Source organism: Streptomyces sp. NPDC017202, assembly GCF_044331705.1.
In the GTDB taxonomy this organism is placed as follows: Bacteria; Actinomycetota; Actinomycetes; order Streptomycetales; family Streptomycetaceae; genus Streptomyces.
Genome location: NZ_JBIRNP010000035.1, coordinates 1 through 18,371, shown reverse-complemented (window position 1 = coordinate 18,371; position 18,371 = coordinate 1). Strand labels below are relative to the sequence as shown.

At 73.3% G+C, this 18,371-nt stretch carries 15 protein-coding genes; 11 read left to right on the top strand and 4 right to left on the bottom strand.

Translation table 11 applies throughout. The annotated features are described in order from the left end of the window. The first annotated feature begins 467 nt into the window (after positions 1-467). From ACH4N1_RS33955 to ACH4N1_RS33925, 7 genes are all read left to right on the top strand, one after another. Positions 468-848 (top strand): cell division protein SepF, encoded by a 381-nt coding sequence (locus ACH4N1_RS33955; RefSeq protein WP_363090361.1) that lies wholly within the window; start codon positions 468-470, stop codon positions 846-848. A 425-nt stretch (positions 849-1,273) separates the two neighbouring features. Continuing rightward, positions 1,274-1,600, top strand: coding sequence for a nucleotide pyrophosphohydrolase (locus tag ACH4N1_RS33950; protein WP_363090362.1), 327 nt, complete (start codon positions 1,274-1,276; stop codon positions 1,598-1,600). A gap of 220 nt (positions 1,601-1,820) precedes the next feature. Then, entirely contained in the window at positions 1,821-2,282 is a 462-nt protein-coding gene (locus tag ACH4N1_RS33945) for a DUF6099 family protein (protein ID WP_398104251.1), read from the top strand. A gap of 126 nt (positions 2,283-2,408) precedes the next feature. Next, a complete protein-coding gene (locus ACH4N1_RS33940) occupies positions 2,409-3,332 on the top strand; it encodes an LLM class F420-dependent oxidoreductase (protein ID WP_398104208.1) in 924 nt (307 codons plus the stop codon). Positions 3,333-3,673: 341 nt separating this feature from the next. After that, positions 3,674-4,615, top strand: coding sequence for a DUF4232 domain-containing protein (locus ACH4N1_RS33935; RefSeq protein WP_398104206.1), 942 nt, complete (start codon positions 3,674-3,676; stop codon positions 4,613-4,615). Positions 4,616-4,722: 107 nt separating this feature from the next. Beyond that, positions 4,723-6,237 carry a 3' terminal RNA ribose 2'-O-methyltransferase Hen1 gene (locus tag ACH4N1_RS33930; RefSeq protein WP_398104204.1) on the top strand — a complete coding sequence of 505 codons (1,515 nt, stop codon included), beginning with the start codon at positions 4,723-4,725 and terminating at the stop codon, positions 6,235-6,237. Next, the gene (locus ACH4N1_RS33925) at positions 6,234-8,789 is read left to right on the top strand and encodes a polynucleotide kinase-phosphatase (RefSeq protein WP_398104202.1); all 2,556 of its coding nucleotides are present in this window, start codon (positions 6,234-6,236) and stop codon (positions 8,787-8,789) included. The genes ACH4N1_RS33930 and ACH4N1_RS33925 overlap by 4 nt, the downstream gene beginning before the upstream one ends. Positions 8,790-8,890: 101 nt before the next feature. Here ACH4N1_RS33925 and ACH4N1_RS33920 read toward each other — a convergent pair whose 3' ends face one another. Further along, positions 8,891-9,784 (bottom strand): hypothetical protein, encoded by an 894-nt coding sequence (locus tag ACH4N1_RS33920; protein ID WP_398104200.1) that lies wholly within the window; start codon positions 9,782-9,784, stop codon positions 8,891-8,893. Next, positions 9,781-10,845: an SPFH domain-containing protein gene (locus tag ACH4N1_RS33915; RefSeq protein ID WP_398104198.1), complete on the bottom strand. Its 1,065-nt coding sequence runs from the start codon at positions 10,843-10,845 to the stop codon at positions 9,781-9,783. Before ACH4N1_RS33915 ends, ACH4N1_RS33920 begins: the two co-directional genes overlap by 4 nt. A gap of 140 nt (positions 10,846-10,985) precedes the next feature. Between ACH4N1_RS33915 and ACH4N1_RS33910 the strand changes: the two genes are divergently transcribed. Both ACH4N1_RS33910 and argF read left to right on the top strand, forming a co-directional pair. Continuing rightward, entirely contained in the window at positions 10,986-12,209 is a 1,224-nt protein-coding gene (locus ACH4N1_RS33910; RefSeq protein WP_398104196.1) for an arginine deiminase, read from the top strand. Between the two features lie 191 nt (positions 12,210-12,400). Continuing rightward, positions 12,401-13,411, top strand: a complete 1,011-nt coding sequence (gene argF, locus ACH4N1_RS33905) for an ornithine carbamoyltransferase (protein ID WP_398104194.1) — start codon at positions 12,401-12,403, stop codon at positions 13,409-13,411. Between the two features lie 33 nt (positions 13,412-13,444). On the opposite strand, the gene ACH4N1_RS33900 is transcribed toward argF, so the two are convergent. After that, complete coding sequence (locus ACH4N1_RS33900; RefSeq protein WP_398104192.1) at positions 13,445-13,906, bottom strand: ATP-binding protein; 462 nt, start codon at positions 13,904-13,906, stop codon at positions 13,445-13,447. Positions 13,907-14,248: 342 nt separating this feature from the next. Between ACH4N1_RS33900 and ACH4N1_RS33895 the strand changes: the two genes are divergently transcribed. Further along, positions 14,249-15,076: an enoyl-CoA hydratase family protein gene (locus ACH4N1_RS33895; protein ID WP_363090372.1), complete on the top strand. Its 828-nt coding sequence runs from the start codon at positions 14,249-14,251 to the stop codon at positions 15,074-15,076. Beyond that, positions 15,061-17,409 carry a bifunctional salicylyl-CoA 5-hydroxylase/oxidoreductase gene (locus tag ACH4N1_RS33890; RefSeq protein ID WP_398104190.1) on the top strand — a complete coding sequence of 783 codons (2,349 nt, stop codon included), beginning with the start codon at positions 15,061-15,063 and terminating at the stop codon, positions 17,407-17,409. Before ACH4N1_RS33895 ends, ACH4N1_RS33890 begins: the two co-directional genes overlap by 16 nt. Positions 17,410-17,435: 26 nt before the next feature. On the opposite strand, the gene ACH4N1_RS33885 is transcribed toward ACH4N1_RS33890, so the two are convergent. Then, positions 17,436-18,260, bottom strand: coding sequence for a PaaX family transcriptional regulator C-terminal domain-containing protein (locus tag ACH4N1_RS33885; RefSeq protein WP_398104188.1), 825 nt, complete (start codon positions 18,258-18,260; stop codon positions 17,436-17,438). Positions 18,261-18,371: the final 111 nt, after the last annotated feature.

Below are 18,371 nucleotides of genomic sequence, written 5' to 3'. Positions count from 1 at the left end.
CCATAAACACGAACGGTTCAAGAAATGGAATCGATCCAATTCTGAGCCGTGTCGTGTAGCGATCATGGTGTGCGTGTCGTGGCGTGCGCAAGGAGTCACGGGTGAACGTGTCGTGCGCGAGGTGGCCGCGGCGGGTTCCGCGGCTGGTGCAGAAGTGAACGGGTGCCTGGAGCGAGCGGCGCGGCGATCGTCGTTCCGGTGGTTCCGGGAAGGATGGACGGGGCCGGCCGACTTCGTCGGGCCGGTGTCACCGGCGTGCTGCTCGTCAAGTACGTGGCAGGGGAAGGCGATCGGGGCCGGCGGGCGGGCGTGTTCGCGGAGGCGAAGGCTGTGCTGCGAGGCGGCCGGGAAGCGGTGCGGGGGCTTCCGTGGCGGTCGCGGCCCGTGTCGCTGTTGGGCTGAACGGGTGACTTGGCGTAAGAATGGCTGGTGCAGGCAGTGAAAGCGAGTCAGTTCGGGGGGTGCCGGTGAACCGTTACGACGTCACCGATGAACAGTGGGAAGGGCTCGCTCAGGTCGTTCCGTTGCGCGGCCGGGACGCCTGGCCGTCGGCGGTGAGCCATCGCGCGCTGCCGGACGCGGAGACGGAGACCCGGCGGCGCTTCGTCGTCCTGCGGGTCAATGTCTTCGCGGACGCGCGCGAGGTCGCCGAGACCCTGATGGCCGGCATTCCGGTGCTGCTCGATCTGAGCAGCGCGGAGACCGACGTCGCCAAGCGGGTGCTGGACTTCTCCACCGGCGTGGTCTTCGGCCTCGCCAGCGGCATGCACCGGGTCGACCGCAACGTGTTCCTGCTGACCCCGCCGGGCACCGAGGTGAGCGGACTCATGGAGGACGCGGGAGTGTGAGCGGGGCGCGGGGCGCGGGAGGGTGAGCCGGGGCGCCGGGCGGGACGGCGGTCCGTCGCTCCTGCCCCGCACGGGACGGCGGTCCGTCGCCCCCCCGCCCCGCACGGGACGTAGCCCGTTCGCAGGGAGCTCACGAAGGCGGAACGGTTCGCCGGCCCGGCGGAGTCCTGCGGCCCGTACACGGCCGTCGGTCCGTACACGGCCGTGCCGCTGACGTCCTCCCCGCCCCCGCTTCCGCCCCCGCCCACCCCCGCTCGTCGTGCTCGCCGACGGCTTCGGCCGGGACCTCGACCCGCGCCGGTGCCGCAGCCTGCTGCGGCCCGCCGTCCGGACGGCGGGCGCGGCCGCGTCCGCTGTGCCGGGGCGGTGGGTGACGCCTCCCGGGCGGCGGGGACCGCCGGAGTGACGGTGGTACACCTGGAGCCGTGACAGAACATCTCGACGTGGCGAAACTGCAGCGCAGGCTGGCCGAGTTCGCGGCGGCCCGGAACTGGCAGCCGTACCACACCCCCAAGAACCTCGTCTCCGCGCTCAGCGTGGAGGCCTCCGAACTGGTGGAGATCTTCCAGTGGTTGACGCCGGAGGAGTCGGCGCGCGTGATGGACGACCCGGACAGCGCGCACCGGGTGACGGACGAGGTCGCCGACGTCCTGGCGTATCTGCTGCAACTGTGCGAGGTGCTCGGCATCGATCCGCTGGCCGCGCTCGACGCGAAGATCGACCGCAACGAGCGGAGATTTCCGGCGCCGTGACCGGCCCCGCGCGGGCGGCGGGACGGGCGTCCGGGGCCGCCGGCCCGCGGAATGACACCCTCCACTATCACTCTCCGTGAGTTTTTCGGAGTGCGACACCGATTTGTTGTCCACAGATTTCGGTCTTCCTCTGGCTTTTCGTCTCATCCGCCTTCACTCTGGGTAGTGATGAGGTGACGTGGACGTGCGCGGAGCACGTCGGGACAGACGGGGGCGCCCCATGGACGCGGTGCGGCTCATTCTGACGAGTAGCCGGGCTCTCGCGGGCAGTGACGGCGGGAGACGGACCCTGACCGAGGCGTGGCAGGCGCAGGCCCTGGCCCAGGCGATCGGCAGTCGCCTCGCGGTCTCGGGCCCGCCCGAACTGCGCGGCGAGGCGCTGAGGTTGACCGAGCTGGCGGGCCGGGGCTGCGGGGTGCTGGACACCCCGGACCTCGACCCCGGTGACCTGCTCGCCGCCCGGCTCACCGAGCTGTACGACGCCCGCGAAACCCTCCTCCGCCTGGGCGACCTGCTCGGCGAGGTCGGCATCGCCCTCGTCGGCGTCGCCAGTTCGGCGGCCGACGAGGGGACGTACTGGCAGTGCATGGAGGCCATCGACGCGGCGGACGAGTCGAGGGACCGGGTCCAGGAGATGCTGCGCAAACTGGCGGCGCGGGAAGGGGTGCTGCGGGAGGGGTGACCCCGCGGGAGGGCCGGGCGCCGCCGGCACACCCGGCGTCCGGCCCCGTACGGCACCCTCCGGCCGGGACGGACGGTGCAGGAGCGGATGCCGAGGTCGACGAGGTTTCTCGTGCAGGATGGAGGCATGGATCTCCGCATCTTCACCGAGCCCCAGCAGGGCGCCACCTACGACACGCTCCTCACGGTGGCGAAGGCCACCGAGGACCTCGGCTTCGACGCCTTCTTCCGCTCCGACCACTACCTGAAGATGGGTGACGTGGACGGCCTGCCCGGCCCCACCGACGCCTGGATCACCCTCGCCGGCCTCGCCCGGGAGACCAGCCGCATCCGGCTCGGCACGCTCATGACCGCCGCCACCTTCCGGCTGCCCGGCGTCCTCGCCATCCAGGTCGCCCAGGTGGACCAGATGTCCGGCGGCCGCGTCGAACTCGGCCTGGGCGCCGGCTGGTTCGCCGAGGAGCACGCCGCGTACGGCATCCCGTTCCCGAAGGAGAAGTTCGCCCGCCTGGAGGAGCAGCTCGAGATCGTCACGGGCCTGTGGGCGACGGACGCCGGCCGGACCTTCGACTTCCAGGGTGAGTACTACCAGCTCAAGGACTCGCCCGCGCTGCCCAAGCCCGCCCAGGCGAAGGTCCCCGTGCTCATCGGCGGTCACGGCGCGACCCGTACGCCCCGGCTGGCCGCCCGTTACGCCGACGAGTTCAACATGCCGTTCAGTTCGGTCGAGGACACCGAGCGGCAGTTCGGCCGGGTCCGGGCCGCCGCCGAGAAGGCGGGGCGCGCACCCGACGCGATCACCTACTCCAACGCCCTCGTGGTGTGCGTCGGCAAGGACGACCGGGAGGTCGCCCGCCGTGCCGCCGCGATCGGCCGCGAGGTCGACGAGCTGAAGGAGAACGGCCTGGCGGGCACCCCGGCCGAGGTCGTCGAGAAGATCGGCCGCTACGCCGGGATCGGCTCCACGCGCCTCTACCTCCAGGTCCTCGACCTGCACGACCTGGACCACCTGGAGCTGATCTCCGCCCAGGTCCAGTCGCAGCTGCCGTAACACCCCCGCGCGCCCCGCGTGTTCCCGGCGCCGGACCCGCACGCCGCGCCGGACCCGCACGCCGTGCCGGACGCACGCGCCGTGCCGGACGCACGCGCCGCCGCCCCGCGCACATGCCGCGTGCCGCACGGCCGCGCGCCCCGCGCCCTGGACCCCGGGTCTCGGACGACGATGTCCGACGCCCGGACCGCGACGGTGCGCAGGCACCCGCACCCCGGCCTTCCGGGCCTTGGACAACGTTGTCCAAGGCCCGGGGCGGCGGCGGACACTGTGACAGCCCTGTGGCCGGAATTGTGGCCTCCGCCACAGTCGCCGGGGTGGCCCCCTGATGAGGTGGCCGGATGCGCAGACCCACCCCCCTCCTCCTCCCGGCCCTCGCCACCGTCCTGCTGCTCTCGGCGTGCGGAACACAGCACGCCGGCCCCGGGAGCACCGGCCTCGGCGTGAGCACCCCCTCACCCGGTGCCCGGGTGACCGACCCGGGCGTCGACGGGGTCCGGATCACCTCGGTGACCGTCCCGTCGCCCTCCGCGCCCTCCCCGTCCCCCCGGCGCAGCCTCTCGGTCACCGCCGACCGGCTGCCCACCGGCCCCCTCACCGGCATCTCCGCCGCCTACGAGGTCACCAACCGGGGCTCCGAGGCGATGACGTACACGATCCTCGTCGACTTCACCGACGACGCCGGTGAGGTCATGGGCAACCAGCGCGAGACCGTGCGCGCGGTCGGCCCCGGAAGGACCGTCCGCGGCACCGTCACCCTGGGGGCGGCGACGCCGGGAGCCTCGTCGGTGACGCGCGCCGAGGTAGCCGACGTCACCAAGGTGCCCGCGGCCGAGGCGCCGGCCGAGGCGGGCGACTGCCCGTCCTCCGGGATCCGGGTCACCGCCGACCAGGGCGACGCGGCGATGGGCCTGCGCGTGGTGGGCCTGCACCTGGAGAACTGCGGACCGCGCGACTACACCGTCCACGGCTACCCGCTGCTGGAGCTGCTGGACGACGACCGCGAGCCGGTCGACGGCGTCGAGATCCTCGAGGGCAGCGGCGAGATCACCACCGGGGCCGGGCCCGACGTGCCGCCCGAGCCCGTCACCCTGAAACCGGGCGAGACGGCGAGGGCGAGCCTGGTGTGGCGCAACACCACCGGCTTCGGCACACCGGTGAACGTCCCCTACGTCCGGGTCCGGGCGAAGGCGGGCGCCGACCCGGTCGTCGTGACGCCCGGACTCGACCTCGGCACCACCGGGAAGCTCGGCGTCAGGCCGTGGGAACGGACGGCGGGGTAGCGCGGGAAAATCCCGGGTGCCCGTGCGCCGATCTCTGTACGTTGGAGAGGCGCGCAGGCGCATCACCAGCGCTTTCGCTCCTTTCGAACCCTTTCGAGGCACCCACCGTGTTCCTGACGATCACCACCACCGGCACCCCCGAACGCCCCGCCACCGACCTGGGTTTCCTGCTGCACAAGCATCCCGACAACGCGCAGGCGTTCTCCACCTCCTACGGCACGGCGCACGTCCTCTACCCCGAGGCGGACGCCGAACGCTGCACGGCGGCGCTGCTGCTGGAGGTGGACGCCGTGGCGCTGGTCCGCCGGGGCAAGGGCAAGGGCCGCGGCGGCGCCCCCGACGCGGCGCTCGCCCAGTACGTCAACGACCGCCCGTACGCGGCCTCCTCGCTGCTGGCCGTCGCGCTGAGCGGCGTCTTCTCCAGCGCCATGCGGGGCGTGTGCGCGGCGAAGCCCGAACTGCCCTCGCAGCCGAGGCCCTTGCGCGTCGAGGTGCCCGCGCTGCCCGCGCGCGGCGGCCCCGGCCTGGTGCAGCGCCTCTTCGAGCCGCTCGGGTGGACGGTGACCGCCGAACCGGTCGCGCTCGACGCGGAGTTCCCCGACTGGGGCGACTCGCGGTACGTGCGCCTCGCGCTGGAGTCCGAGACGCTGACCCTCGCCGAGGCCCTGCGGCACCTGTACGTCCTGCTGCCCGTCCTCGACGACGCCAAGCACTACTGGGTGTCCCCCGACGAGGTCGACAAGCTGCTGCGCGCCGGGGAGGGCTGGCTGCCCGGCCACCCCGAGCAGAAGCTCATCACCAGCCGTTACCTGTCGCGCCGCTGGTCGCTGACCCGGCAGGCGATGGAACGCCTGGAACTGGTGCGGCTCGCCGAGACCGACGACACCGCGGTCGAGGAGATCGACAACGCGGTCGAGGCGGAGGCGGAGGCCGAGGAGAGGCCGACCCCGCTGGCCGTGCGGCGCCGGGACGCGATCGTCGCCGCGCTGGGCGAGTCCGGCGCCGCCCGGGTCCTCGACCTGGGCTGCGGCCAGGGCCAGTTGGTGCAGGCGCTGCTGAAGGACCCGCGGTTCACGGAGATCGTCGGCGTCGACGTGTCGATGCGCGCGCTGACCATCGCCTCCCGGCGGCTGAAGCTGGACCGGATGGGCGAGCGGCAGGCCTCGCGCGTGAAGCTGTTCCAGGGCTCGCTCGCCTACACCGACACCCGGCTCAAGGGCTACGACGCTGCCGTGCTCAGTGAGGTCGTCGAGCACCTCGACCTGCCGCGGCTGCCCGCCCTGGAATACGCGGTGTTCGGCTCGGCCCGCCCCCGCACGGTCCTCGTGACCACCCCGAACGTCGAGCACAACGTCCGCTGGGAGACCCTCCCGGCCGGCCACGTCCGGCACGGCGACCACCGCTTCGAGTGGACCCGCGAGGAGTTCCGCACCTGGGCCGGCGCGGTGGCCGAACGGCACGGCTACGACGTGGAGTTCACGCCCGTAGGACCGGAGGACCCCGAGGTCGGACCGCCGACCCAGATGGCCGTGTTCACCCTGCGGACCACGGACGAGAAGCACCCGCACGAGAAGCGTACGAACGAGAAGCGTACGAACGAGAAGGAGGCGAAGGCAGCATGAGCGACACACGGGAAACCACGGGGCAGGGCCGCGTCCTGCCCGTCACCGACCTCTCCCTCGTCGTGCTGATCGGCGCGTCCGGGTCGGGCAAGTCCACCTTCGCCCGGCGGCACTTCAAGCCCACCGAGGTCCTCTCCTCCGACTTCTGCCGCGGCCTGGTCGCCGACGACGAGAACGACCAGAGCGCCTCGCGGGACGCCTTCGACGTCCTGCACCACATCGCCGGCAAGCGCCTCGCGGCGGGCCGGCGCACGGTCGTCGACGCGACCAGCGTGCAGCAGGAATCCCGGCGTCAGCTGATCGACCTGGCCCGGCAGCACGACGTGCTGCCCATCGCGATCGTGCTGGACGTGCCGGAAGAGGTGTGCGCCGAACGCAACGCGTCCCGCTCCGACCGCGCCGACATGCCCCGCCGGGTCATCCAGCGGCACACCCGCGAACTGCGCCGCTCGCTGCGGCACCTGGAGCGCGAGGGCTTCCGCAAGGTGCACGTCCTGCGGGGCGTGGCGGACGTCGAGAACGCCACCGTCGTCACCGAGAAGCGCTTCAACGACCTGACCCACCTCACCGGACCCTTCGACATCGTCGGCGACATCCACGGCTGCTCCGCCGAACTGGAGTCGCTGCTCGGCAAGCTGGGCTACGTCGACGGCGTGCACCCGCAGGGCCGCCGGGCCGTCTTCGTCGGCGACCTCGTCGACCGCGGCCCCGACAGCCCCGGCGTGCTGCGCCGCGTGATGGCGATGGTCAAGTCGGGCAACGCGCTGTGCGTGCCCGGCAACCACGAGAACAAGTACGGCCGCCACCTGAAGGGCCGCAAGGTCCAGCACACCCACGGGCTCGCCGAGACCGTCGAGCAGATGGAGCGCGAGAGCGAGGAGTTCCGCGCCGAGGTGCGGGAGTTCATCGACGGACTGGTCAGCCACTACGTCCTCGACGGCGGCCGGCTGGTGGTCTGCCACGCCGGTCTGCCCGAGAAGTACCACGGCCGCACCTCGGGCCGGGTCCGCTCGCACGCCCTGTACGGCGACACCACCGGCGAGACCGACGAGTTCGGCCTGCCGGTGCGCTACCCGTGGGCGGAGGACTACCGGGGCCGGGCCGCGGTCGTCTACGGCCACACCCCGGTCCCGGAGGCGAGCTGGCTCAACAACACCATCTGCCTGGACACCGGCGCCGTGTTCGGCGGCAAGCTGACCGCGCTGCGCTGGCCGGAGCGGGAGCTGGTCGACGCACTGGCCGAGCGGGTCTGGTACGAGCCGGTGAAGCCGTTGCGGACCGAGGCGCCGGGCGGGCACGACGGGCGTCCGCTGGACCTGAAGGACGTGTACGGCCGGCGGGTGGTCGAGACCCGGCACGCGGGACGGGTGTCCGTGCGCGAGGAGAACGCGGCGGCGGCCCTGGAGGTCATGAGCCGGTTCGCCGTCGACCCGCGCCTGCTGCCGTACCTGCCGCCCACCATGGCGCCGACGCCGACCAGCCGCGTCGAGGGTTACCTGGAGCACCCGGCGGAGGCGTTCGCGCAGTACGCCGAGGACGGTGTGGCACGGGTCGTGTGCGAGGAGAAGCACATGGGTTCGCGGGCGGTGGTCCTGGTGTGCCGGGACGCGGAGACGGCGCGCAGGCGCTTCGGCGTCGCGGGCGGCCCCACGGGCTCGCTCTACACCCGCACCGGCCGTCCTTTCTTCGACGACGAGTCGGTCACCGAGCAGATCCTCGACCGGGTCCGCACGGCGGTCGGCGAGGCGGGCCTGTGGGACGAACTCGACACGGACTGGCTGCTGCTGGACGCGGAGCTGATGCCGTGGTCGCTGAAGGCGGCCGGGCTGCTGCGCTCGCAGTACGCGGCGGTCGGCGCCGCGTCCGGGGCCGTCTTCCCGGGCGCCCTGGCCGCCCTGGAGGGCGCGGCAGCGCGCGGGGTCGACGTGCGCGACCTGCTGTCCCGGCAGCGTGAACGGGCCGCGGACGCGGCCGCGTTCACGCAGGCCTACCGCCGCTACTGCTGGACCACGGACGGCCTGGACGGGGTCCGTCTGGCGCCGTTCCAGATCCTGGCCGTCCAGGGCCGCAGCCTCGCCGCCCTGCCCCACGACGGACAACTGGCGCTGCTGGACCGGCTGGTGGAGCACGACGGCACCGGTCTGCTCCGGACGACCCGGCGCCTGTACGTCGACACCGCCGACCCCGAGTCGGTGCGGGCCGGCGTCGACTGGTGGCTGGAGATGACGGAGCGCGGCGGCGAGGGCATGGTCGTCAAGCCGCTGGGGGCACTGGTGCGCGGCCAGGCCGGCCGCCTGGTCCAGCCGGGCGTCAAGTGCCGGGGACGCGAGTACCTGCGGATCATCTACGGACCGGAGTACACCCGCCCCGACAACCTGGCCCGGCTGCGGCAGCGCTTCCTGAACCACAAGCGCTCCCTGGCGGTCCGCGAGTACGCCCTCGGCCTGGAGGCCCTGGACCGGCTGGCGGAGGGCGAGCCCCTGTGGCGCGTCCACGAGGCGGTCTTCGGCGTGCTGGCCCTGGAGTCGGAGCCGGTGGACCCCCGGCTGTGAGGCGCGGGGCGGCGGGGTGTCGGGCCACCGGGTCGGGCCGGACGCGGCGAGGGGGAGGGGGAGTCACCGGGACGGGCGGGGCGCGGCGGCGGGGTGCGGTGTCAGCGCACCAGCCGCAGCCGTTCCCCGCACACGCCCACCGTCACCCGCTGCCCCCAGGTCAGTTCCAGCGCGTCGCTCTCGATGCCGTCGCCGAAGGCGATCAGCCGTTCCGACTCGACGGTCAGGGCCAGCCGGGCGCCGGCCGTGAGTTCGCCCGCGACCAGAGCCGTGCCGGTGGCCGGGGACGGCCAGGCCTCCCGGACGAACCACAGCAGCCGCCGTTCGGACGGGCCCGGCAGGCGCGGGCCGTCGCCGCCGCGCTGCTGCCGGACCGAGCGGATCCAGCCGGTGGCTCCCGTGCCGGTGCCGACCAGCACTCCGGAGGAGGCCTGGGCCTCGGCGACACCCCCGTCGCCGTCGAGGCCCAGGCGGTACCGGGCGGTCTGGTGGCCGGCCGCGCCGAGATAGATCTCGTTCAGGGCCACCAGCCGTTGGGTGTCGTCGGCGACGGCCTCGACCATGGTCAGTTCCTCGACGTCCCCGGTGCCGGCCGCCAGCAGCGCCTCGGTGTCGGCGGGCCGGTGGCGGACCAGGACGCCCGGATTGCGGCCGGGGTCCGTGTCGATGCCCACGACCGGCTGGCCCGCCAGGTACTTGGCGACGTTCGCCACCAGCCCGTCCTGGCCGACCACGACCACCACGTCCTCGGGCGCGAACAGGAAACGGTCCAGGTCCCGCCGTTCGACCCGGCTCTGACGCCAGGTCAGGGGGATCGCCGCCGTCACCCGGGCCAGCGCGCGCCGGGTGGCGCGGTGGCGTTCGGCGATCTCCTCGATGTCCCGGCCCCGCGAGGAGAGGAAGAAGGCGGCCTGGCCGTGCGTGCCGTGCCGGGCCACCAGCTCCTCGTACTCCGTGGTGCGGTGGACCAGCACGGCCCGCGGGGCGAGACTCACTGCGGTGCTCCCAGCCTGGCCAGCAGCCCGGTCAGCACGTCGGGCGACACGGTCAGGCTGTCGATGTGCGGCAGGTTCTCCGCGAGCCGGGTGCCGGTGAGGGCGTGCAGGGTGGCGACGTCGACGTCCGCGTGCACCCGGAGCCAGGCCGCCTGGGCCTGCGCCCGCGCCTCGCCCACCTCGCGGGCCGCCTCCGCCTCCGCGCGGGCGAGCCGTACCGAACGGGTCGCCTCCGCGTCGCCGAGGGCCACGGCACGGGCCGCCTCCGCCTCCGCCAGCCGGACCAGGCGGGCCGCCTCCGCCTCGGCGCGCACCTTGTCGGCGGCCGCCTCCTCCTCGGCCTCGCGGCGCGCGTTGGTACCGCGCTGGTCGACCAACTGCTCCTCGCGCCGGGCGAGTTCGATCCGGCTGGCGAGTTCGTTCTCGGCGATCGCGCGCTCCCGCTCGACGGCCACCGCCCGCCGCTCGTACGTCGCCCGGTCGGCCTCCTGCTGGATCTGCTCGCGCGCCGGGGTGCGCAGCGCCCGCTCCACCTCGGGTTCCGGCCGCAGCGCCACCACGCGTACGGCGACGATCTCGATGCCGGTGGCGGGCAGCCGGGGCTCCGCCGCGAGCCCGGCCGCGACCCGCTCGCGCACCGCCGTCACCCCGTCGACCAGCGCCGCCGACAGCGGCGTGCGGGCGAGCACGTCCAGCGCGTGCTGCTGGGCCGTCTCGGTCAGCAGGGTGCCGAGCTGTTCCAGGGGGGCGCCGCGCCAGGCCCCGGTGTCGGGGTCGATCGAGAAGTCGAGACGGGCGGCGGCCAGCGCCGGGTCGCCGACCCGGTAGGTCACGGTCGCCTGGACGGCCACGTCCTGGAAGTCGGCCGTACGGGCGTGGAAGGTCATGGCCAGTTCACGGTCGTCGACCGGGACTTCGGAGAGCGCGGCGGTCAGCGGGCGGAACCAGAAGCTGAGCCCCGGACCGTCGTGCACCAGGGTGCCGGAGCGGTGGTGGCGGATGTGCGCCGTCGGGGCGCCCCGCAGATGGCGCCAGCCCAGGCGCCGGGTGATGTCGGCCACGGGATCCCCCTCGGTCGGACTGTTTTCGTCATCGGGACGATAAGCGGGAGATCCATTTGTCGTCAAGAGGACGAGAACAAGCTGGTGCGGAATCGGGCCGGGGGCGGGTGAAGGTGGGTCCCGGTGGTCAGGATGGAGGCATGGGATTCCACGTCGACTCCGAGGCCGGGCGGCTGCGCCGCGTCATCCTGCACCGGCCCGATCTCGAGCTCAAAAGGCTCACCCCCAGCAACAAGGACGCCCTCCTCTTCGACGACGTGCTCTGGGTGCGGCGGGCGCGCGCCGAGCACGACGGCTTCGCGGACGTGCTGCGCGACCGCGGCGTCGACGTCCACCTCTTCGGCGACCTGCTCACCGAGGCCCTGGAGATCCCGGCGGCCCGAGCGCTCGTCCTGGACCGGGTCTTCGACGAGAAGGAGTACGGGGTGCTCGCCACCGACCACCTCCGCGCGGCCTTCGAGAACCTGCCCGCCCCCGCGCTGGCGGAGGTCCTCGTCGGCGGCATGACCAAGAGGGAGTTCCTCGACGCGCATCCCGAGCCGACCTCCGTGCGCTTCCACGCCATGGAACTCGACGACTTCCTCCTCGGCCCCCTCCCCAACCACCTCTTCACCCGTGACACCTCCGCCTGGATCTACGACGGCGTCTCCATCAACGCCATGCGCTGGCCGGCCCGGCAGCGGGAGACCGTGCACTTCGAGGCGATCTACCGCCACCACCCCCTCTTCCGCCCCGAGGAGTTCCACCTCTGGTCCGAGGGGCAGGCCGACTACCCCTCCACCATCGAGGGCGGGGACGTCCTCGTCATCGGCAACGGCGCCGTCCTCATCGGCATGAGCGAGCGCACCACCCCCCAGGCCGTCGAGATGCTCGCCCACAAGCTGTTCGCGGCGGGCTCGGCGGCCACGATCGTCGCCCTCGACATGCCGAAGCGGCGCGCGTTCATGCACCTCGACACCGTGATGACGATGGTCGACGGTGACACCTTCACCCAGTACGCCGGTCTCGGCATGCTCCGCTCGTACACCATCGAGCCCGGTGTCGGCGAGAAGGAGCTCAAGGTCACCGACCACCCGCCGGAGCACATGCACCGCGCGATCGCCGCCGCCCTCGGACTCAGCGAGATCCGCGTCCTCACCGCCACCCAGGACGTGCACGCGGCCGAACGCGAGCAGTGGGACGACGGCTGCAACGTGCTGGCCGTCGAGCCGGGCGTCGTCGTCGCCTATGAGCGCAACGCCACCACCAACACCCATCTGCGCAAGCAGGGCATCGAGGTCATAGAGATCCCGGGCAGCGAGCTGGGGCGGGGGAGGGGCGGGCCGCGCTGCATGAGCTGCCCGGTGGAGCGGGGTCCGGTGTAGCCGTCGGCGTGCCGGCCGGTGCGGGGGCGGCGGGGCGGCGTTGGTGGGGTGGTGCCGGTGGGCGGCGAGACGGGGATGTATATAAATGCTGAACATCGTATAGACTTCCAAGCCCCTGTCATTGAGACCGTCAATGAACGCGTCAGCGAACCTGCCGCGGAACCTGTTCACCGCACCTCTGGAGCGCCCCCATGGCGACAGTCCCGACCGCCCTCGCCGGCCGCCACCTCCTCAAGGAGCTGGATCTCACCCAGGAGGAGTTCCGCGGGCTGATCGAGCTGGCCGCCGAGCTGAAGGCCGCCAAGAAGGCCGGGACCGAGACGCGGTACCTCGCCGGCAGGAACATCGCCCTGATCTTCGAGAAGACCTCCACGCGCACCCGCTGCGCGTTCGAGGTCGCCGCCGCCGACCAGGGCGCCTCCACCACGTATCTCGACCCGAGCGGCTCGCAGATCGGCCACAAGGAGTCCGTGAAGGACACCGCGCGCGTGCTCGGCCGGATGTACGACGGCATCCAGTACCGCGGCGACAGCCAGGACAAGGTCGAGGAACTGGCCGCGTACGCCGGCGTGCCCGTCTACAACGGCCTCACCGACGACTGGCACCCCACCCAGATGCTCGCCGACGTGCTCACCATGACCGAGCACACCGACCGGCCGCTGCACGAGATCACCCTCGCCTACCTCGGCGACGCCCGCTTCAACATGGGCAACTCCTACCTGGTCACCGGTGCCCTGCTCGGCATGGACGTGCGGATCGTCGCCCCCAAGTCCTCCTGGCCCGCCCAGGAGGTCGTCGACCGCGCCCGCGAGCTGGCCGAGGTCAGCGGCGCGCGCGTCACCCTCACCGAGTCGCTCGCCGAGGGCGTGCGCGGCGCCGACTTCGTCGCCACCGACGTGTGGGTCTCCATGGGGGAGCCCAAGGAGGTCTGGGACGAGCGGATCGAGGCCCTCGCCCCGTACGCCGTGACCATGGACGTCCTGCGCGCCACCGGCAACCCGGACGTCAAGTTCCTGCACTGCCTGCCCGCCTTCCACGACCTCGGCACCGAGGTCGGCCGCGAGATCCACGACCGGCACGGCCTGGACTCGCTGGAGGTGACCGACGAGGTCTTCGAGTCCGCGCACTCCGTCGTCTTCGACGAGGCCGAGAACCGGCTGCACACCATCAAGGCCGTCCTGGTGGCGACGCTGGCCCGGTAGGACCGCGGCGACGCCGGCCCCGCGGGGCCCGGCTCACACCGGACGCGGGCGTCCCTGCGGCGGAACGGCGGCCAGCCGGAACCACACCGCCTTGCCGGTCTCCGTCGGCCGGTGACCGCAGGACGAACTGAGCGCGCGGATCAGCAGCAGCCCGCGCCCGTGCTCCTGCCACGGGTCGGGCTCCCGGCCGGCGGCCGGACGGGTCAGGTCACCGGGCGGCACCGGGTCGGGGTCGTGCACCTCGACCTGGCAGCCGGTCGGCAGCAGCCGCACCACCAGCTCGATCGGGTCGTCCCCGGCGGTGTGCTCCACGGCGTTCGCCACCAGCTCGGCGGTCAGCAGCTCCGCCGTGTCGCTGTCCGCCCCGTGCTCCAGCTCCGTCAGCGCCGTGCGGACCAGGGCGCGCGCGACCGGCACGGCCGCGGCGGAGTGCGGCAGCGCGACGCGCCAGGACGCGGCTGGGGAGGGGCGTTCGTGCAAGGCGAGTCCGTTCATGGCGCAGGTCCCCGTGTGCGGCACCGGGCGGCCCTGCTTTCGATGTGAGGAATGGTACGGCGGCCTCCGCCGGAGGCCCGGACCGGTCCCGTACGGGACCGTCCGCCGTACGGGGCCGTCCGCCCCGTCGCCGGTCGGCCTACCCGTCACAACGGTCCCGGGCGCACCCCTGATCCCGTCGTCACCGCCTTGTCGAGGACCGGTGACGCGGGTGACGCGGACCGGACCCTCCGCGCGGTGACGCGTCCGTCGCGCACCGGCCACTCTTATCGCGCGCTCCTGACGACAGTCACGTACAAGTGATAGCTTCGGGGGTGACCACTCGTCGAGGAGGCCGCCCTCATGAGTCCCTTCACCGGCTCCGCCGCCCGCACCTCCGACTGGCACCACCTGCGCGTCACCCACGCCGACGGCGTCGCCACCGTCACCCTCGCCCGCCCCGAGAAGCTCAACGCGCTCACCTTCGGCGCCTACGCCGACCTGCGCGACCTGCTCGCCGAGCTGTCCAGGGAGCGCTCCGTGCGTGCCCTGGTGCTGGCCGGCGAGGGGCGCGGCTTCTGCTCCGGCGGAGACGTCGAGGAGATCATCGGCGCCACGCTCGCCCTGGACACCGCCCAGCTGCTCGACTTCAACCGGATGACCGGCCAGGTCGTCCGGGCGGTACGGGAGTGCCCGTTCCCGGTGATCGCGGCCGTGCACGGGGTGGCCGCCGGAGCGGGCGCGGTGCTGGCCCTGGCCGCCGACTTCCGCGTCGCCGACCCCAGCGCCCGCTTCGCGTTCCTCTTCACCCGCGTCGGCCTCTCCGGCGGCGACATGGGCGCCGCCTACCTCCTGCCCCGCGTCGTCGGCCTCGGCCACGCGACCCGCCTGCTCATGCTCGGCGAACCGGTCCGCGCCGCCGAGGCGGAGCGGATCGGCCTCGTCAGCGAGCTGGCGCAGGAGGCCCGTGCCGACGAGGCCGCCCACCGCCTCGCCCGCCGCCTGGCCGACGGCCCGGCACTGGCGTACGCCCAGACCAAGGCCCTGCTCACGGCCGAACTCGACATGCCGCTGGCGGCGGCGGTGGAACTGGACGCGGCGACCCAGGCCCTCCTGATGAACGGCGAGGACTACGCGGAGTTCCACGCGGCCTTCACGGAGAAGAGGCCGCCGAAATGGCAGGGGCGTTGAGCGTGCCGGCCCCGGGGGCGCACCCCGCCGCGACGCCGCGGCCCGCGCACGACGGGCCCGCCCGCCCCGCACGCGTCGCGGTCATCGGCGGCGGCCCGGGCGGCCTCTACACTGCCGCCCTGCTGAAACGCCGCGCACCCGACCGCCGGGTCACCCTCTGGGAACGCACCCCCGCCGACCGCACCTTCGGCTTCGGCGTGGTCCTCTCCGACGAGACCCTCGGCGGCATCGAACACGCCGACCCCGACGTCCACGACGCCCTCCGCCGGAACTTCGTCCGCTGGGACGACGTGGACGTCGTCCACAGGAACATCCGCCACACCTGCACGGGCCACGGCTTCGCCGCCCTGAGCCGAAAGCGCCTCCTGGAGATCCTGCACGCCCGCTGCCACGCCCTCGGTGTCGACCTGCGCCACACCCAGGCACCGCCCGTGGCGCGCCTCGCGCAGACCCACGACCTGGTCGTCGCCGCCGACGGAGTGCACAGCGCGACCCGCGAGACCTACGCCCAGGTGTTCCGCCCCCAGGTCACCCCCCACCGCTGCCGCTACCTCTGGCTCGCCGCCGACTTCCCCTTCGACGCCTTCCGGTTCGAGATCGCCGAGACCGAGCACGGCGTCATGCAACTGCACGGCTACCCCTACGCGTCCGGGGCCTCCACCGTCATCGTCGAGATGCGCGAGGAGGTGTGGCGCGCGGCCGGGTTCGACCAGGTCACCCCGCAGGAGTCCGTCGAACGCTGCGCCAAGGTCTTCGCGCACGCGCTCGGCGGCAGACCGCTGCGGTCCAACGACTCGGCGTGGACCACGTTCCGCACGGTCGTCAACGAGCGCTGGTCCCACGGCAACGTGGTGCTGCTGGGCGACGCCGCCCACACCGCCCACTTCTCCGTCGGCTCCGGCACCAAACTCGCCGTCGAGGACGCCCTGGCGCTGACGGCCTGCCTGGAGGAACAGCCCGACCTGCGCTCGGCGCTGACCGCCTACGAGGAGGAGCGCAAGCCGGTCGTCGCCTCCACCCAGCGTGCCGCCCGCGCCAGCCTGGAATGGTTCGAGAACCTCGCCCTGTACGTCGACCAGCCGCCGCGCCGGTTCGCCTTCAACCTGCTCACCCGCAGCCGCCGCGTCACCCACGACAACCTGCGGCTGCGCGACGCCCGCTTCACCGGCGGCGTGGAGCGGGAGTTCGGCTGCCCGCCCGGCACACCCCCGATGTTCACGCCGCTGCGGCTGCGCGGCCTGACCCTGCGCAACCGGGTCGTCGTCTCCCCGATGGACCTGTACTCCGCGGCCGACGGCGTCCCCGGCGACCTCCACCTCGTGCATCTCGGCGCCCGCGCCCTCGGCGGGGCCGCACTGGTCATGACGGAGATGGTGTGCGTGTCGCCCGAGGGGCGCATCACGCCCGGCTGCGCCGGCCTCTACACCGGCCGGCAGGCCGAGGCGTGGCGGCGGATCACCGGCTTCGTGCACGAGCGGGCGCCGGGCACCGCGATCGGCGTGCAGCTCGGCCACTCCGGGCGCAAGGGCTCGACCCGGCTGATGTGGGAGGGCATGGACGAGCCCCTGCCGGACGGCAACTGGCCGGTCGTGGCCGCCTCCCCGCTGCCGTACAAGCCGGGCAGCCAGACGCCCCGGGAACTCGGCCGGGCCCAACTCACCGACCTGCGGCATCAGTTCGCGGCGGCGGCCGGGCGGGCCGCGCGGGCCGGGTTCGACCTCCTCGAACTGCACTGCGCCCACGGCTACCTGCTGTCCGGATTCCTCTCCCCGCTGACCAACCGGCGCACCGACGCCTACGGCGGCTCGTCGGAGCGGCGGCTGCGGTTCCCCCTGGAGGTCTTCGACGCCGTACGGGCCGTGTGGCCGGAGGAACGGCCCATGACCGTACGGATCTCCGCGACCGACTGGGCCGAGGGCGGGACCACGGCCGAGGACGCCGTCGAGATCGCCCGCGCCTTCGCCGCCCACGGAGCCGACGCGATCGACGTCTCCACCGGGCAGGTCGTCGCCGACGAGACGCCGCAGTACGGCCGGTCGTACCAGACGCCGTTCGCGGACCGGATCCGGCACGAGGCGCGGATCCCGGTGATCGCGGTCGGCGCCATCTCCTCCTGGGACGACGTCAACTCGCTGCTGCTGGCCGGGCGCGCGGACCTGTGCGCGCTGGCCCGCCCGCACCTGTACGACCCGCACTGGACCCTGCACGCGGCCGCCGAACAGGGCTACGACGGACCGGGCGCCGTCTGGCCGGCCCCGTACCGGGCGGGCAGCCGGCCGCCGCGGACCGGCCGCACGGACGCCCCCAAACCCCGCCTGAAACTGGAGAGTTGAAGCTGGAGAGTCGAGACCGGGGCGGCTCAGGCGTCGGGGAGCAGGCCCGCGAAGGCGGCGCCCGCGTCCCGCAGCCGCTCGTGCAGCCCCCGGAACACCGCCGCCGAGCGCGTTCCCGGCCAGTCGCCGGGCAGCAGTCCGGCGGGCAGGCCGGGGTCGGCGTAGGGCAGGTGGCGCCAGGCGTCCAGGGCGAGCAGGTAGTCGCGGTACGCCTCCTGCGCCGGGGTGTCCTCGCGCCGCTCCCAGGCCCGCAGCACGTGCGCGTGGCGGTCGAGGAACGCCTCGTGCTCCTTGGCGACGGCCGCCAGGTCCCACCAGCGGCCGACGGCCTCGACCGTCGGCGTGAAACCGAGGTGCTCGCCGCGGAAGAAGTCCACGTAGCCGTCCAGGCGCAGCCGTTCCAGGGTGTGCCGGGTCTCGTCGTACAGCCGGGCCGGGGCGATCCACACGCCGGGGGCGGCCGTGCCGAAGCCGAGACCGGCCAGCCGGGAACGCAGCACGTGCCGCTTCTGCCGCTCCGACTCCGGCACCGAGAACACCGCCAGCACCCAGCCCTCGTCCTCGGGCGGCGCGGTGGCGTAGATGCGCCGGTCGCCGTCCTCCAGCAACTGCCTTGCCTCCGCCGACAGTTCGTACCCGGCGGCGCCCTGCGGGGTGCGGGCGGGCAGCAGCAGGCCGCGTCGTTTCAGCCGGGACACCGAGGAGCGCACGGAGGGCGCGTCGACGCCGACCGCGGCCAGCAGCCGGATCAGCTCGGCGACGGGCACCGGGCCCGGCGCGAAGCGGCCGTACGCGCCGTAGAGCGTGACGATGAGGGACCGGGGGGCGGGCTGGTCGGACACGTTGATCATCTTAGGTCGTCGGCATCAACACCGTTGCGTTAGCGCTGTGAGCGGCTGTTGAGGCCGTGTTCGAAGAATGCGACGGTGGTGTGGACGGTGTAGTTCTGGGCCTTCTGGGGG